At 46.8% G+C, this 15,769-nt stretch carries 14 protein-coding genes and 3 pseudogenes; 15 read left to right on the top strand and 2 right to left on the bottom strand.

Features of this window, described 5'->3' with window-relative positions; genetic code table 11:
• The first annotated feature begins 54 nt into the window (after positions 1-54).
• The 4 genes from Q0171_RS07485 to Q0171_RS07470 all read left to right on the top strand — a co-directional run bounded on the left by Q0171_RS07485 (position 55) and on the right by Q0171_RS07470 (position 3,750).
• Positions 55-1,650, top strand: coding sequence for a CCA tRNA nucleotidyltransferase (locus Q0171_RS07485; protein WP_299328470.1), 1,596 nt, complete (start codon positions 55-57; stop codon positions 1,648-1,650).
• Positions 1,651-1,678: 28 nt separating this feature from the next.
• Complete coding sequence (locus Q0171_RS07480) at positions 1,679-2,344, top strand: ribonuclease HII (RefSeq protein WP_299328467.1); 666 nt, start codon at positions 1,679-1,681, stop codon at positions 2,342-2,344.
• A 72-nt stretch (positions 2,345-2,416) separates the two neighbouring features.
• Positions 2,417-2,875, top strand: coding sequence for a TonB-system energizer ExbB (gene exbB / locus Q0171_RS07475; RefSeq protein ID WP_299328577.1), 459 nt, complete (start codon positions 2,417-2,419; stop codon positions 2,873-2,875).
• Between the two features lie 71 nt (positions 2,876-2,946).
• On the top strand, positions 2,947-3,750 hold the full coding sequence (locus tag Q0171_RS07470) for a sulfite exporter TauE/SafE family protein (RefSeq protein WP_299328464.1): 804 nt from the start codon (positions 2,947-2,949) through the stop codon (positions 3,748-3,750).
• 168 nt (positions 3,751-3,918) lie between these two features.
• Here the strand turns inward: Q0171_RS07470 and Q0171_RS07465 are convergent, their stop codons facing one another.
• A complete protein-coding gene (locus tag Q0171_RS07465) occupies positions 3,919-4,782 on the bottom strand; it encodes a hypothetical protein (protein ID WP_299328462.1) in 864 nt (287 codons plus the stop codon).
• Positions 4,783-4,801: 19 nt separating this feature from the next.
• A complete protein-coding gene (locus Q0171_RS07460) occupies positions 4,802-6,019 on the bottom strand; it encodes an EpsG family protein (protein ID WP_299328459.1) in 1,218 nt (405 codons plus the stop codon).
• A 511-nt stretch (positions 6,020-6,530) separates the two neighbouring features.
• On the opposite strand from Q0171_RS07460, the pseudogene groES reads away from it, so the two are divergent.
• The 11 genes and pseudogenes from groES to Q0171_RS07405 all read left to right on the top strand — a co-directional run.
• Positions 6,531-6,797 (top strand): annotated as a pseudogene (gene groES, locus Q0171_RS07455) (co-chaperone GroES); the annotation flags it as partial.
• Positions 6,798-6,830: 33 nt separating this feature from the next.
• Entirely contained in the window at positions 6,831-8,471 is a 1,641-nt protein-coding gene (gene groL / locus Q0171_RS07450; RefSeq protein WP_023929191.1) for a chaperonin GroEL, read from the top strand.
• Positions 8,472-8,852: 381 nt separating this feature from the next.
• Positions 8,853-9,437 carry a hypothetical protein gene (locus Q0171_RS07445; protein WP_299328435.1) on the top strand — a complete coding sequence of 195 codons (585 nt, stop codon included), beginning with the start codon at positions 8,853-8,855 and terminating at the stop codon, positions 9,435-9,437.
• 154 nt (positions 9,438-9,591) lie between these two features.
• On the top strand, positions 9,592-10,995 hold the full coding sequence (locus Q0171_RS07440) for an outer membrane family protein (RefSeq protein WP_299328433.1): 1,404 nt from the start codon (positions 9,592-9,594) through the stop codon (positions 10,993-10,995).
• 92 nt (positions 10,996-11,087) lie between these two features.
• Positions 11,088-11,282, top strand: a complete 195-nt coding sequence (gene rpmI, locus Q0171_RS07435) for a 50S ribosomal protein L35 (RefSeq protein ID WP_299328430.1) — start codon at positions 11,088-11,090, stop codon at positions 11,280-11,282.
• Positions 11,283-11,359: 77 nt separating this feature from the next.
• On the top strand, positions 11,360-11,713 hold the full coding sequence (gene rplT / locus Q0171_RS07430) for a 50S ribosomal protein L20 (protein WP_299328575.1): 354 nt from the start codon (positions 11,360-11,362) through the stop codon (positions 11,711-11,713).
• 191 nt (positions 11,714-11,904) lie between these two features.
• Complete coding sequence (locus Q0171_RS07425) at positions 11,905-12,783, top strand: DnaJ C-terminal domain-containing protein (protein ID WP_299328427.1); 879 nt, start codon at positions 11,905-11,907, stop codon at positions 12,781-12,783.
• Positions 12,784-12,818: 35 nt separating this feature from the next.
• Positions 12,819-13,172 (top strand): helix-turn-helix transcriptional regulator, encoded by a 354-nt coding sequence (locus Q0171_RS07420; RefSeq protein WP_299328423.1) that lies wholly within the window; start codon positions 12,819-12,821, stop codon positions 13,170-13,172.
• A 72-nt stretch (positions 13,173-13,244) separates the two neighbouring features.
• Positions 13,245-13,646 (top strand): annotated as a pseudogene (locus tag Q0171_RS07415) (AAA family ATPase); the annotation flags it as partial.
• 234 nt (positions 13,647-13,880) lie between these two features.
• Positions 13,881-14,543 (top strand): annotated as a pseudogene (locus Q0171_RS07410) (recombinase RarA); the annotation flags it as partial.
• Between the two features lie 180 nt (positions 14,544-14,723).
• Positions 14,724-15,572, top strand: coding sequence for an EI24 domain-containing protein (locus Q0171_RS07405; RefSeq protein WP_299328420.1), 849 nt, complete (start codon positions 14,724-14,726; stop codon positions 15,570-15,572).
• The last annotated feature ends 197 nt before the right edge of the window (positions 15,573-15,769 follow it).

Raw genomic sequence — 15,769 nt, 5'->3', positions numbered from 1 at the left:
TGTATAATAAAACTCCATATATAAATCTTAAAATCCAAAGGCTTCCTCCGCGCCATGCCCGATCTCTCTAAGCCACCGCTCCCTGAGCTCCTACCTCAAATCACACTCCCTCCGCTTGTGCAAACCATCATCACAGCACTAGAATCTAGTGGGTTTCAGGGATTTGTCATTGGGGGCTGCGTGCGCGATAGCCTGCTTGGCAGAGCACCAAAAGACTGGGACATTGCCACAGATGCCACACCAGAGCAGATTCTGGCACTTTTCTCATCTAAATATAGGCTCATCACACTTGGAGCGCGCTTTGGCACGATTGGCGTGCTAGAATCCGCCCCAAAATCCAGTGCAAACGCGGCGCATATTGTAGAGATTACGACATTCCGGCTTGAGAGTGGTTATGCGGATTCTCGTCGCCCAGATGAAGTGCGCTATACGCATAGCCTACTTGAAGATATTGCACGCCGAGATTTTACTTGCAATGCCCTAGCATATAATCCTCGCCTTGCCAAGCTTGAGGCAGCCCCAGAATCCACAGCACTAGATTCTGGGGTTTTGGATTCTGGGCTAGTCTCCCGGCTTACCCGAGCTTATGGGCGTTATGTGCCTTATTTGCATAATGGCGTATGTGATAGTGTGGGCGGGCTTGCGGATTTGCGCTTGGGGAAATTGTGCTGTGTGGGAGTGGCGCATAGGCGATTTGGCGAAGATGCTCTGCGGATTCTGCGTGGCTTGCGGTTTTGCGCGAGTTTTGGATTCTCCCTAGAGAATGAGACAGAATCCGCCCTGCGCGCCAATGCTCCAAGGCTCGCTGCAATAAGCAGTGAGCGCAAGCAAGATGAGTGGGAAAAGATTCTATGCTCACCTTTTATGGCGAGTGCAGTTGTGCCATTTTGCGCAGTCTATGCGGAAGTATTTGGCGAGTTTGCCCCCGAGCTGCGTGCCATAGCAGAATCTAGTAGTGCGCAGGAGCAATTGCGCGTCAATCTACAAGTCATCGAGCGCTACAATACACACAATGCCACACAAGCGCAGAGCGAGAATAGTCGTAGTGAAGCACAGATTGTGCGGCTATGTGTGTGGTTTTATGCGCTGTGGGATTGCGTGGCGGATTTTGGAGACTTGTGTATGCGAGGTGTGAGAGATGTGGGGGTGCGCGTGGAGCGGTGTTTGTGTGATCTTCGATATAGCAGGCATATCGCTACTACCTGTGCTAGGCTTATGCCCTATGTAGTGAGCCTTGGAGCGCGCGGAAAGCCCTCTATATCTCGTGCAAATCCCCTAACACTGCGCGAGACACTCAAACTCGCCCATGAGCTTGATAAAGACGCAGAGTCCAGATCCCTGCAGACTCTCATGCTTCTTGCCCATATTTTGACAATAGTGCTTGTCGATCAGCAAGCGCGCGCACTTAAGCAGCATATCGCGCAAATCCGTGAGCAACGCTTCTGCTACCAAATTGCCCAGCTTGCTATAAATGGCGATGAGATTAAGGTGATTGCGCCTATGGTTTCTGGCAAGGAGATTGGTGCGATATTGCGCGAGTTATTAGAAATGGTTATGGATTTTGCCTTGTCAAATGAGCCAGATATCTTGTGCACTGCCGCAGGCAATATTGCAGAATCCATGCTGCAAACCCAGCAGAAGGTGCATTAAACACACTGCGCAATATATAGGAGCGGATATGGAGTTGATTTGTGGGATCGATGAGGCGGGGCGAGGCTGTATCGCAGGATCGCTGTTTGTGGCTGGCGTGGTGTGCGTGCGTGCAAGGAGCGAGGAGCTTTTCGCGCTTGGCGTGGCTGATAGCAAAAAGCTCTCGCGCACAAAACGCTTCGCGCTGGAATCTACGCTGCTTGCACTAGAATCTACAAGCGGATTTTTGGCAGAGTCTTTCAAGCTAGATTCTAGGCTTGTTATCGCGCATCATATCGCGCGAAAATCTGCCGCGCAAATCGATGAGCAAGGTCTAAGCGCAATGCTTGCTCAAGCGCTAGAGGAGATCATGGCGCATTTTGCCCCGATATGCCAGCACTTTGTTTTTGATGGGAATACGACATTTGGCGCGCTCCCCCCCAAGTCGATATCACAATCAATCAGCCTAGAGACGCTTATCAAAGGCGATAGCCTGCTTGCACCAATCGCATGCGCCTCGATTCTAGCAAAATGCGCTAAAGACAGGGAGAGCGCCGAGCTTGATACAATCCACCCGCACTATGGGCTAGCAAAGCACGCAGGCTATGGCACTAAAGCTCACTATGAAGCTATCGCACGCCATGGCTTAACGCCAATCCATCGCAAAAGCTTTATAAAATCTAGTGTGAAGCTAGGGCTACTAGAATCTATTTAAGAGCCTACATGTAAAAATTTGTGTAGAATCCGTGAGCAAAATTAGCAAGAGTAGCAAGGAGCTAGGGGCATGATGAAAGAAATTATTGATTATTCAGTTTTGGGGTTTTTGGGCGTGCTTTCTGTGCTGGTGGTGGCTATAGGAATCGAGCGTGCGTGGTTTTATGCCACTGTGCGTGTAGATGACTATAATGATAAGCGGCTTTTGGAGTTGGATTTATACAAGCGCTTGACGCTTATTGCTACAATTGGATCAAATGCGCCTTATGTAGGGCTGCTAGGCACGGTGGCAGGGATAATGCTTACATTTGTGGATATTGGGAAAACATCATTTGTCGATACACAAACGATCATGACAGGACTTGCCCTCGCGCTTAAAGCCACTGCCATGGGGCTAATCGTGGCTATCCCTAGTATCGTGCTCTATAACCTACTTGTGCGAAAAGCAGAAATTGTGCTTACAAAATGGGATATCTTCCACAACCCTCCTGCCATTACGCCCAAATCCAATATTCGTATTGATACGCAATAGCGAGATTGTGTCCTGGGCTTTGGTGTGCAGAATCTAGGCTGGATTCTGGGGTGTAGATACAAGGATAACGCATGGTTGAGGTGATAGCGCAGTTTGCGTGGTGGGAGATTCTGGGGTTTGTTGTGGTGGGGCTTGTCTCTGGCGTGGCGGCTGGGTTTTTTGGGATTGGTGGGGGGACAATCATCGTGCCCTGCATGCTGTGGCTTGGATTCCCGATTCAGCATGCTATTGGAATTTCGATTGTGCAGATGATGTTTGCGAGTGTTTTTGGCTCTGCGATAAACTACAAAAAAGGTCTGCTTGATCTGCGTGAGGGGGCGTTCATCGGGCTTGGGGGAATGATAGGCGCGAGCTTTAGTGGGGTGGTGCTAAGTCTGTGTAGCGAGCTTGTGCTAAGCGTGGCATTTTTGACACTAACGATTGTTTCGTTTTATCGATTTGCGGCGCGCTCAAAGGTTGGCACAAGCGAGAATCCTATTAGGCAGGGCTGGCAAAAGCGTATGATTCTCGTGCTTGCTGGGGCATTTACTGGGGTGTTTGCTATTTCGCTTGGGATTGGTGGCGGACTGCTTATCGCGCCAATTTTAGGCTACTATCTAGGCTATGATTCTAAGAGGGTTGTGCCACTCTCGCTCTTTTTTGTCGTGTTTTCCTCGGTGGCTGGGAGTTTCTCGCTCTATCACATGGAAGTGATTGATAGTAAGCTCTTTAGCGCGGCAGTGCTGATAGGCTGCTGCTCAATTATCGGTGTAGCAAGTGGAATCGCGCTTATCGCAAGAGCAAGCGCATATACGCATAGAATCGCGCTTTTATGCGTGTATTGTTTTGCGATTGTGATGACGGGGGCAAATATCGCAGATAAGGCACTGGGCTAAGGCGTGGCAAGCAGGCTGATTTGAGCTTGATTGCTCCTTGATTGTTTCAAGTTGGCTTATGCAGTCGCAATCGATATGGAGCTAGGGCTCTTGCATGCAGAAGTGGGATTGCTGGGAGATTTGCGGAATGCTGCTTGCGCCAGAAAGTGGCGCGCATGGCGTGGGGTGCTAGGCTTGCGGGCGTAGTCTGTGGGCATTTTGTGCAAAGAAATCCCGCACAAACACAACCAAACAAGCTAAAATCAATGCGCTTAGGAATGCAAGAATGAGTTTAGACTTTTTGGAAGTCTGGACAAATCCTTTTATCTCTTTTATCTCTTTTATCTCTTTTATCTCTTTTATCTCGGGGCGCGCGATATTTTTGCTTGCTCGTGCTAGCTCGATAGATTTCCAGCTATTCTGGGCATCTTTGGTGCGCCACGCGATTGTCGCAAGCTCTGTGATGCTTGCTTGTAAGTCTTTGATGAATGGGTTTGTACGGATACTAGAGTCGATTTGTCTGGCGAGATTCTGGGCTTTGGTGGGCTCGTAGGCTTGCAGTGAAACGATATAGACAAGGTCGATTGCGTCATAGGATTTCTCTATGGCGATGATGCAAGCGCCTGATTCTGGGATTAGAGATATGGGTGCTTGTGGGGCTTCTTGGGTGTTAGGGGTGGATTCTCCGGAGTGCGGTATAGATTCTGGCTGCTCATTGGGCTTGGTGCAGGAGAAATCCTTCAGCGCGTCCAGAAGCATGGGCTCTGGGATAATGGGGCGACTATCAAGCTTGGCAAGCATGATGGGAAACTGATAGTAGTGTATGGTGGGTTTGTTGCTTGAGCGCGGTGTGGATTCTGGCTGCTTAGGGGTTGTGCCAGAATCTATACTAGAGTCTGCTGTGGGGCTGCTGGGACTTGGCGCTGGCTCTGGCAAGGGTGCGTTGCCTTGGCGCAGAGCGAGAAATATGCCAATCCCTAGCACGAACACGAATGTCGCACAAAAGCTTTTCCAATACCGAATAAATAGCCGTAAAATATCCCAAGAATCCATGGAACTCCTTTAGTGTGATTTAGTAAAGATAGTAGAAAAACGGACCAATGATGTCGTAGTTGTAGAAGATTCTGGTAGGATTGTTAATATCTTTGTTTAGCTCCATTGCGGACAGATCAAGTAAGTATATGAGCGAAAAACTATACAGCAACAGTGGCTGCTTGCGTAATGCAAGAAACAAAAAGTATCCAAAAGATACAAAGAAAAACAATACCCCCACACGCAATGATAGGTGATTGCTTACAAAAGCAGCGGCGAGATAAATAATCCCAAGCCCAATGATGATGCGGCGCCATTTGGCTTGGGATTTATCAACATAAACCCATGTGCAGGTAAGTAGAAATAAACTTAAAACAAGATTGCGAAAGTAAAAACCTCCTTCATCGGCCTTGCCACTGGCGTAATAGAATAATTTAATGCGTATAGAGTCAAACAAGACTGTTTGGGGTATTTGAGAGAGTGTGCTTACAATCTCGTAAAACACTACATAACTCCCACAAATTGCTATGCATAATCCAATGCCGAGTTTGGGATAGTGCACAAGTAGCCAAATAATAGCGATGAAAATCAATGCGCTTGCATGAAAAAGTGTGGCTAAAAGAATGAAAAAAAATCGACTCTCTTGCCTTTGTGCGGTCATAACATAGAGAATCATGATGCTTGAAAGCATTTGTCTCATGGCTTCACCAGCGAACCAAAAATCAAAACACATTAGCGCAAGTGCCACACAAATAGCTTTTTGCCTCTGGGCGATCTGCTTGAGCCCATAGACTTCAAGCCAGATATAAAGTAAAATGCCGGCAGTGAAAATAACAAGTGCCATGAAGCACGATGAATCAAGCGGCCCGAAAACCTTACCAAACACCCAAAATATGGCGGGCAAGGCGATTTCTATACCATTACCATAGTCAAAAAGTGCTTTCGTGTCACCTGTTAAGAGCTTTTCATAAGTTTCATAATAATTGGCATAATCACCGGTTGGAATCCCATCCCCATATAGCACTGCGCCGGCAAAAATCACAACAATGGACACAAAGATCCTATGCCATCGCTGAAATCCGCTACCAAATACGATAAGCAACAAGAGCCCGATGAAAAACGCGATGAATGGGGAAAAGGGCACAATAAGTGCCGGAATAAATACAAGACAATTTAGTAGCGCATCAGGCTTGGCAACAGCGCCAAGGGTGCTTGAAAATGGAAAATGGGAAAAACCAATCTGTGTTTTATTGCTCATCGGGCTTTCATATCCTAGGTCTATTTAATGGTGTAGCACCAGCCAGCATACACTCAAACAGGCGCTGTAGCGCTGCACAATGCGTAGGTGTGATGCGATGTAAAATCCATAGCAAAGCCGGAATGATAGCAAAAATCAAAAAAAAAAAAAAAACAGATTTTGAAAATATGCGACAAAACGATACATAAAAAATAGTCCCAAACCATCGTCCCAGAAGCTCACAAAACCATATCAATGACCTTGACCTATGGCTTAGGACTGGCGTTTTAGCGATACCTCCCACTAAACACTGCAGATATGCTCACAAGAATTTAGATTCTGCGTAAGTTTCATGCATATTGTAAGTGATAGTATGATATTTATTTATATATATAGTATTAAGTATATTTAGCCATATGTACTAAGGAATATTTACTTTAATCATATAAATACTTGACTTATTTACATAATATTTCTACACTTTCGGCACTTAAAATTTTTAAGTGCTAATTTTACAGTGTAAGGAGAAGTTATGAAATTCAAACCACTAGGCGAACGGATTCTGGTTGAGAGACTTGAAGAAGAGAGCAAAACGACTTCAGGGATCATTATCCCAGATAGCGCGAAAGAAAAGCCGCTTATGGGCAAGGTGATTGCTATTAGCAAGCAAGTCGCTGATGAAAAGTCTGTGAAAGAGGGCGAAGTAGTCGTGTTTGGGAAATATTCTGGCAGTGAAATCAAGCTTGATAAAGCAGAATATATCGTGCTTGAGATCAAAGATGTGCTTGGCGTTTTGTCCAAGTAATCAACACAATAACACAAGGAGCAAACAATGGCAAAAGAAATCAAATTTAGCGATAACGCGAGAAACAAACTCTATGAGGGCGTGAAGCAGCTACACGATGCGGTGAAAGTTACAATGGGACCAAGAGGGCGCAATGTCCTTATCCAAAAGAGCTATGGCGCGCCTACAATCACCAAAGATGGCGTATCTGTGGCAAAGGAAGTCGAGCTAGCAGACCCTATCGCCAATATGGGCGCGCAGCTTGTCAAAGAAGTGGCGAGCAAGACAGCAGATGCCGCAGGTGATGGCACGACTACTGCCACTGTGCTAGCGCATAGTATTTATAAAGAGGGCTTGAGAAACATCACCGCTGGGGCAAACCCTGTGGAAGTCAAGCGCGGTATGGATAAGGCGGCTGAAGCGATTATTGAAGAGCTGAAAAAAGCTAGCAAAAAAGTCGGTGGCAAAGGCGAGATCGCCCAAGTAGCGACAATCTCTGCCAACTCCGATGAGAAAATCGGCAACCTAATCGCAGAAGCTATGGAAAAAGTCGGCAAAGATGGCGTGATCACCGTGGAAGAAGCAAAGGGGATCAACGATGAGCTAAGTGTGGTAGAGGGTATGCAGTTTGACCGCGGCTACTTAAGCCCATATTTTGTAACCAACGCGGATAAAATGAATATCCAGCTAGAAAACGCGTATTTGCTACTCACTGATAAAAAAATCTCGTCGATGAAAGACATTCTCCCCCTGCTTGAAGCGACTATGAAAGGTGGCAAGCCGCTGCTTATCATCGCAGAAGATATTGAGGGAGAAGCTCTTACGACTTTGGTCGTCAATAAATTGCGCGGTGTGCTAAATGTCGCAGCAGTGAAAGCTCCGGGCTTTGGCGATAGGAGAAAAGAAATGCTAAAAGACATCGCAATCCTTACAGGTGGCGAGGTCATTAGCGATGAAGTGGGACTCACGCTAGAAAACGCAGAGATCGCGCACCTTGGGCAAGCTGCTCGAATCGTCATCGATAAAGACAACACAACCATAGTCGATGGCAAGGGCAAGAGTGCTGATGTCAAAGCCAGAGTAGCGCAAATCCGCACACAAATCGCAGAGACCACAAGCGATTATGACAAAGAAAAGCTCCAAGAGCGGCTAGCCAAACTTAGCGGCGGTGTAGCGGTGATCAAAGTCGGTGCTGCTAGCGAAGTAGAGATGAAAGAGAAAAAGGACCGCGTAGATGACGCGCTCTCTGCGACAAAAGCAGCGGTAGAAGAGGGCATTGTAGCAGGTGGTGGCGTGGCTCTTATCCGCGCGGCGCAAAAGGTCAAGCTAAAACTTGAAGGCGATGAGGCAATTGGCTATGACATCATTAAACGCGCTATTAAAGCTCCTTTGGCACAAATCGCTATTAACGCGGGCTATGACGCAGGCGTGGTGATTGATAAAATCGAAAACACCAAAGAAGAAGGCTATGGCTTTAATGCCGCAAGCGGCGAGTATGTAGCGATGTTTAAATCAGGGATTATCGATCCTTTGAAAGTTACTCGCGTGGCACTGCAAAACGCCGTGTCTGTCTCAAGTATGCTGCTTACCACAGAGGCTACAATCAATGAGATCAAAGAGGACAAGCCTGCTCCAGCTATGCCAGATATGGGCGGTATGGGTGGAATGGGCGGTATGGGAATGATGTAGCCCCAGCCCCTGTCTTTAGCTAGATTCTGCCTAGAATCTAGCTTTATCATCTCTCCATAGATTCTAGCAAATCACTTCAACCCCATAAAGCAAACAATAATCAAAGCCCCATTATATATAGGGCGAATATGTGCCAATCTTGCCAATGCCCCAAACAAACATACAATCCATAATCAAAAGTGGATTCTAGTGTAAGGCGGAGCTTGGAGACACTCATTTAGGCTAGGGCGGAGTAGTATCTTGGTGGTAGCAAGCAGCCAGATTAGCAACCTACAAAAGTGCGCAATCCGCGATTGATCGCGCTGGGTGAAATCTGCAGCTAGAATCCTATATGGATTTTAGCTAGAATCCGCTTTTGTAAAGAGTATTTAGGATAAGGTGATGAGACTATTACAAATCTTTCTACTTAGCATTATGATATGTGGGAGCTTAAAGGCTGAGCAAGAGCTACTACATATAGCGGGAAATTGGCTACAAATAGCTTCCTTTCACTATGGCTTTAGCACAGATTTAAACAAGATAGATTCAAATAAAGTAGCAAAAGATAGATTTGGCGGAATCATTGGTGCAAGTGTAGGGTGGAATTTCTTTGTAAATGATGAATTTGGTTTAAAGCCTTCTGTATCCATTCCTTTTACTGATTATGAAATAGGATTTGGTGCAAGGCTTAAATATCTTTATATGGACACTTATGCCCCCACTCACTCTGTGGGTGGAATGCTGTATATTCACCCTCCAAGAGATTTTGGTGCCCTTAATCTTATAATTGGTGTCGGAGCAAACTTTAGCGAGAAACATAATCTCAAAGCAAATGGAGCATATATTGAAGTAGGTCTAGGCATAGCAAAAATAATTCCGTATTTTGTCAATACCGATATTGCCTATCGTGCAAATATCTATGGCAAGTCTAATGATTTAGAGTTAGGGACAATCCATAGCTTAAACTTTGTTTGGACTTTTTTGTAAGAACTTCTTAAGGCATTGTTTCAAAGCATTAACGGCACGCTTATCTAGCAAACCCTGCAAACTCTCGCATTTCTCAATACCCAGCACATAAAGCAAACAATAATCAAACCCCCACTATAATGCCGCATTTGACAACTTCTCACAAAGGGCGGTAATGAAAAAAATTGCGATGATTGGGCTGTTTATGGGCTTTGCGCACGCTTCATTAGATAGTGTGCAAACTCTTGCGCAGAGCAAAGACACAAGCACAAGAGGGATCTTCCCCACGATACAAGTAGAGTCTTTTAATAAATTCGCGCTTGGCGGAGACAAAATCTCGCCAACAGAGAGCTATGGCTATATGCTAGGCACGCTTGGGCTAGAGCTTAGGGCTGCCCTAGAGTCTGGCTCAATCCAAGTGGGCTTAGGCGGTGCTGGGGCAGGGCTGGCGCAAGACTCTACAAGAAGGGGCGATAATCTTGGCTACAACTATGTGGGCTTTAATCCAAGCTACGATGGCACAGGCACTCCCACCGCCCTAAACACGCGCAACTACTATATCCACAATGCGTATTTCGCGCTCACGCAAGATAGGGGCAAGAGCGCGTATGACCTATCTTTGGGGCGGTTTTCCTACGATGATGGCGACTATGTCAATGGCTTTGTGGAGGGTGGCAAGCTAGGATATAGCCTAAAACTCACAGATTCTGGGATTTTCTACACGGAGATTGCTGCTATCTCTAGCATAGCCTTGCTTGGTGATGGATTTTTCTGGGATTATAGCCGCGCGAATGTGCCTAGGGGGCTGCTAAGTGGCAAGCTAGGCTTCTCGCAGCTCTTTGGCAATGGCAGCAGCCTTGCTATCCACGCGTTTTATTACTATGGCATTAGCGAGTATAGTGCGCCCGGACTCAATGCGCGCTATGAGACAAACGCCGCTGCTAGCGAGTCTAGCGGCTTTAACGCCACCACAAGGCTCAATGTCGTCCTGCCGATATATGATAAGCTCTATATGCCTGTGCCTGTGCTGCTTGGGAGCTTTTTGCGCGATGAAAATGGGAGAGAAGAGGGGCTTACTGCTACCATTATGCTAAAGCAGGATTTGGACTTCTACAAAGAGCGCAGCTCCTATAATCTCGCGCTTGCTATGCAGCAAAATATCGGGCTATCTCACGCTAGGCTTGGGTTTTTTGGCTCGCCGCTTGGGGTAAATATCTGGGATAATAGCGTGTATGCTACTGGCTCTTCGCTTAATGCTATCGTGTATAAAGACGCCTTTAGCGCGCTATTTTTCACCAAAGCAAGCTTTGATAGAGAGTTTTTGGGCTACAAAAATCGCTATGACATAGGGCTAGATGGTCGCTACACCACTGCCCCTGCCGCTGATGAATACTCGCTCAAGCTTACCCTAGATATGAGTATCAACAAGCTTGTAACCCTCTCACTCATCGCAAATTACTACACAAGCATCTACCGCCACAGCGGCGTGCTGAACCCCGACTTCGCGCCGCCAAACATCGCGCCAAACACCGCCATAAACCGCAGCTATGTGATGACAAAGCTTGCGATGAAATTTTAGGCTTTGCAAGCCAGTTTTTAGATTCTCTATGCTAGAATCCGCGCTTGCTTCTCTCAAGTGTTGCGACACAATCTTATGAAAGGAGAAAGACAATGCCAAAGATGAAAACAAATCGTGGGGCAGCTAAGCGCTTCAAATGCAAGAAAAATCTTGTCAAACGCGGCAGTGCGTTTCGTAGTCATATCTTGACGAAAAAATCGCCAAAGCGCAAAGCACGACTCAAATCCCCACATTTCGTGCATAGCGCAAATATGGATTCTGTGAAGAATCTTTTGTGCCAAGCATAGTATAAAGTCCCCCTGATTGCAGGGAAAGATTAGCAAAAGCTACACCTAAAACTATTTGATAGATAGGTAAAGGAGAAATAATGAGAGTAAAAACAGGCGTTGTCAGACGCAGACGACATAAGAAAGTCCTAAAGCTCGCACGCGGATTTTATAGCGGGCGCAGGAAGCATTTTCGCAAAGCAAAAGAGCAGCTTGAACGCAGCTTATGCTATGCGTTTCGCGATAGAAAGCAGAAAAAGCGCGACTTCAGGAGCTTATGGATTGTGCGCATAAATGCTGCATGCAGAATCAATGACATCAGCTATTCGAAATTTATCCATGGCTTGAAGCGTGCAAATATCGAGCTTGATCGCAAGATTCTAGCTGATATGGCGATAAATGACCCTCAAGCATTCGCACTCATCGTCCAAAAAGCAAAAGCTGCGATGTAATCACCGCACTGCAAGCTAGATCGTAGCTTGCAAGTCGGCTTCTCCTTGCTTCTATATTTTGCACAATCTTTTTGCAGTTATTTAGATTCTGCTGATGTTGTTTATCCTTTATACCATAACGCTAAACTTTTATGCTACAATGACACTAAATTATTGCTATCAAACAAACAATGCAACCATAAAGGAAACCCATGAGTAAAAGTCTATATGAAGTGCTAGAGGTGAGCGAGAGTGCCTCGCAAGATGAGATCAAAAAAGCCTACCGCAAGCTCGCGCGCAAATACCACCCTGATGTCAATAAAGCCAAAGAAGCTGAAGAAAAATTCAAAGAAATCAATGCTGCCTATGAGATTCTAAGCGACGAAGAGAAGCGCAAGCAATATGATCGCTTTGGTGATAATATGTTTGGCGGGCAGAATTTCAGCGATTTTGCGCGCGCACAGGGGGGTAGCGCTGGGCTTGATGAGATTTTGAGCCAGATTTTTGGTGCGCGCGGAGGCTTCAATGGGGGGTTTAATGGCGGATTTAACTTCGGCGGGTTTGGCGCAGGAGGCTTTGGCGGAGATTTCGAGGATCTCGATGTGCAAGCGAGTATCCGTATCCCATTTGAGCTTTCTATCACTGGCGGGAAATACAGCGTATCGTTTAATGGTGAAAATATCGATATGAAAATCCCCGCAGGCATTAGCGATGGCAAAAGTATCCGCCTGCGTGGCAAAGGCAATCATGGGCGCAATCGCCGCGGCGACCTTATCCTAAAAGTGCAAGTAGATTCTAGCCCGATATATGAGCGCGATGGCGATAATATCACACAGAGCTTCGATCTCCCGCTTAAAACCGCGCTTTTTGGCGGGAAAATCACTATCCCAACCTTGCACAAAGAAGTAACCCTCAAAATCCCGCCAAACACCAAAAACGCCCAGCGCTTTCGTGTCAAAGAGCTAGGCGCTAAAAACCTAAAAACCCAAGCCATGGGCGATCTCTACCTGCGCGCCAATATTATCCTCCCCCAGCTAGATTCTCTCTCCCAGGAGCTTCAAGACCGCCTACGCCAGGAGCTTCAAGACTAGCGCACCAAGCGCAAATACGCTACAAAGGAGTGCAAATGTATAGCTATGATGAGCCCGTATATCTTATCAGTGTCGTAGCCAAGATTTTAGAAATCCACCCACAGACCCTACGCCAATATGAAAAGGAGGGCTTGATCGAGCCAGGTAGGACAGAGGGGAAAATGCGCCTATATTCCCAGCGCGATATTGACAAAATCAAAACAATCCTGCGCCTTACGCGCGATTTGGGCGTGAATCTTGCGGGTGTGGATATTATCCTGCGCTTGAAAGAGCGGCTCGATGAGCTTGATGTCCTCATCGAGCAGCTGCGCGCCAATGCAAGCAAAGACGCCGCCAGCCCTACAATCAAACAAAGCTCTTATGAGCTTATGATTTTTCAGCGCAAATAGCCATGCTAGTGTATTTCACACGCCAAAATCCACCCACTTCCCAGATCTAAAGAATCTGCGCACCCAGAATCCATGAGCCTAGCCAACACTCTACGCCCAAAAAGCCTAGCAGACTTCATCGGGCAGGCGCATTTGCTCGCCCCAGATAAACCACTCTACCGCGCCTTAAAAGCCAAAAAAATGCCGCATTGCTTTTTCTATGGACCTCCAGGCAGTGGGAAAACCACTCTCGCACGCCTTATTGCCAAAGAGCTTGATGATAAGTTTCTCGCCTTTAATGCGACCAAATTTAAGCTTGATTCCCTGCATACCGCACTTAAGCCTTATGAGGGCTCACTCATCACGCCTGTGGTGTTTATCGATGAAGTGCATAGGCTTACAAAGCCCCAGCAAGAAGTCTTGTTGCCTATCATGGAGGAGGGCAGGGCGATTGTGCTGGGAGCTAGCACGGAGAATCCATTTTATACGCTCACAAATGCGATTCGCTCCCGCTCTTTGCTGTGTGAGTTTAAGCCACTAGCCAACGATGAGCTGACAACATTGCTTAATCGCGCGCTGGGGGTCGTTGGATTCACGCGCACTGGAGATTCCAGCGACTCTGGCAGGGGAGATTTTAGTGCGTCAGAGCCCGATACTCCAGGTGCCACCGCACCAGAATCTAGCACACCAAAATCCGCCCAAAGCCCAGAATCCAAGCTCATCACACAAGAAGCCTGCGCCTATCTCATCGCTAGCAGTGGGGGCGATGGTCGTGCCATGCTCAATATCCTAGAGATTCTCACTCTAAGCGATACCATAACCCTAGAAGATGTCAAAGCCCTGCGCCCAGTGAGCCTAAATGACGGGGCAAGCGAGAGCGACACGCACTACAATCTCGCTTCCGCACTTATCAAATCTATCCGTGGTAGCGATGTAGATGCGAGTATCTACTACCTTGCACGGCTTATAGCAGGTGGGGAGAGCCCAGAATTTATCGCACGAAGACTCGTAATCCTTGCTAGCGAGGACATTGGCAACGCCAATCCCAGCGCCCTAAATCTCGCCACCTCCACCATGCTAGCAGTGAGCAAAATCGGCTACCCAGAATCAAGGATTATTTTAGCCCAGTGCGTGATCTATCTAGCCTCCTCACCCAAATCAAACACCGCCTACACTGCCATAAACGCAGCATTAGAGGCAATCAAGCAGGGCGAAATTCTCCCCATAAGCCCCCATATCCTCCCGCATTCTAAAAGCTACAAATACCCGCATGACTTCGGCGGCTATGTCCCACAGGAATATCTGCTTAAAAATCTGCGCTTCGTTCAGCCCACGCAAAAAGGCTTTGAAAAAACACTCAATGAATGGCTAGAGAAAATCCGCCAATCTTAAAGCCCTCCACGCTAGATTTGCACACATCACAAAGCCCCTTTAGAGTCCATGGAGATTTGTGTGGATTCTTGTGGATTGGCATTTAGGGCTAGTGCATATTGCGCTATTTAGGAAAACTCCCTAGAATCTAGCCCAGCGTAAAAATATAAAAGCGACATATCAAATCAAGGAGAGCCCAGCATGAATGACCCAAGCACGCAGCAATCCCCCACAGCCCAGCACAATCAACCCCACCAAGCCACCCAAGCTCACAAGAGTCCCCAAAATCCCGGCACTCCTTTGGGGGTTTCGCAGTTTTTACAGATTTTGCAACAAAGCAAGCGCGACTTTCTAAGCGCACCCATGATCGCGCTTAATATGCTTCCTGTGCTGCTAGGGCTGGTGTTTTGGGGTGTGGTGCTCTATACCTTTAGCGATACGCTCTATGCCTATGCCACAGGACTGCTGCCAGAATCCTGGCGTGGCTATTTGTATGATTCTGGGATTGGGGCTTGGACGCTTGGCTTTGCACTGAAGCTTTCACTCTACTTGCTGCTGGGCGCTTGTGTGCTACTACTAGCAGTAGTCGGCAATGTATTTGTGAGCATGTTTTATGTGCCTATAGCCATTTCCCATATCCGCAAGCACCACTATCCCCACCTCCCCAAGCCCACCTCCCCATCTCTGCGCGCAAGCTTGGTATATTTTCTCAAAGCCTTTGTCCTGCTATGCGCGAGCTGTGTTATCTGCTCTCCGCTGTTTTTTATCCCGATTATTGGCGGGGTGCTGCTGCTTGTGCCATTTTTTGTGTTTTTTTATAAAGTGATGATGTTTGATATAGGGCATGAAGTGCTTGGCGATGAGTATAAGCATATCTTGCAAAGCACGAGAAAGCAGGCTGGGAGTCGGCTGGGCTTTGTGTTTTTGACCTATTTGCTGGGGTTTATCCCAGTGGCAAATTTTTTCACTCCGCTCTTGCAAGTGTTAATGCTTGGGCATTATTGCTTCACGCTAGCAGAATCTAGGGCGCTAGACTCCACGCAGACCTAGATTCTAGTTCCCCAATCCCCAGAATCCACTTTTTATATTTTCAGCTCTTTTCTTGTCATATTGAGCCTTTAGGCGAAATATCTCTTGTTATTTTTACGATACATTTACAAGCACGACATATTTTTTACACACCCTTTACAAACTTTCGCAAACAATGCGTAAATATTTAGTCTAATGATAAAAGCCGTTTTTTTTTT

The sequence above is a fragment of the uncultured Helicobacter sp. genome, assembly GCF_937906905.1.
Classification (GTDB): domain Bacteria; phylum Campylobacterota; class Campylobacteria; order Campylobacterales; family Helicobacteraceae; genus Helicobacter_B.
Note: the sequence above shows the minus strand (reverse complement) of the source record. Positions and strands in the feature narration are given on the sequence as shown.

What these genes read in the sequence shown, in the direction of transcription:
- Q0171_RS07480 (WP_299328467.1), top strand. Translation starts at nt 1,679, where the DNA reads ATGGAGTTGATTTGTGGGATCGATGAGGCGGGGCGAGGCTGTATCGCA.
- exbB (WP_299328577.1), top strand. Translation starts at nt 2,417, where the DNA reads ATGAAAGAAATTATTGATTATTCAGTTTTGGGGTTTTTGGGCGTGCTT.
- Q0171_RS07485 (WP_299328470.1), top strand. Translation starts at nt 55, where the DNA reads ATGCCCGATCTCTCTAAGCCACCGCTCCCTGAGCTCCTACCTCAAATC.
- Q0171_RS07405 (WP_299328420.1), top strand. Translation starts at nt 14,724, where the DNA reads ATGAATGACCCAAGCACGCAGCAATCCCCCACAGCCCAGCACAATCAA.
- Q0171_RS07420 (WP_299328423.1), top strand. Translation starts at nt 12,819, where the DNA reads ATGTATAGCTATGATGAGCCCGTATATCTTATCAGTGTCGTAGCCAAG.
- Q0171_RS07445 (WP_299328435.1), top strand. Translation starts at nt 8,853, where the DNA reads ATGAGACTATTACAAATCTTTCTACTTAGCATTATGATATGTGGGAGC.
- Q0171_RS07460 (WP_299328459.1), bottom strand. Translation starts at nt 6,019, where the DNA reads ATGAGCAATAAAACACAGATTGGTTTTTCCCATTTTCCATTTTCAAGC.
- Q0171_RS07470 (WP_299328464.1), top strand. Translation starts at nt 2,947, where the DNA reads ATGGTTGAGGTGATAGCGCAGTTTGCGTGGTGGGAGATTCTGGGGTTT.
- Q0171_RS07440 (WP_299328433.1), top strand. Translation starts at nt 9,592, where the DNA reads ATGAAAAAAATTGCGATGATTGGGCTGTTTATGGGCTTTGCGCACGCT.
- Q0171_RS07425 (WP_299328427.1), top strand. Translation starts at nt 11,905, where the DNA reads ATGAGTAAAAGTCTATATGAAGTGCTAGAGGTGAGCGAGAGTGCCTCG.
- groL (WP_023929191.1), top strand. Translation starts at nt 6,831, where the DNA reads ATGGCAAAAGAAATCAAATTTAGCGATAACGCGAGAAACAAACTCTAT.
- Q0171_RS07465 (WP_299328462.1), bottom strand. Translation starts at nt 4,782, where the DNA reads ATGGATTCTTGGGATATTTTACGGCTATTTATTCGGTATTGGAAAAGC.
- rpmI (WP_299328430.1), top strand. Translation starts at nt 11,088, where the DNA reads ATGCCAAAGATGAAAACAAATCGTGGGGCAGCTAAGCGCTTCAAATGC.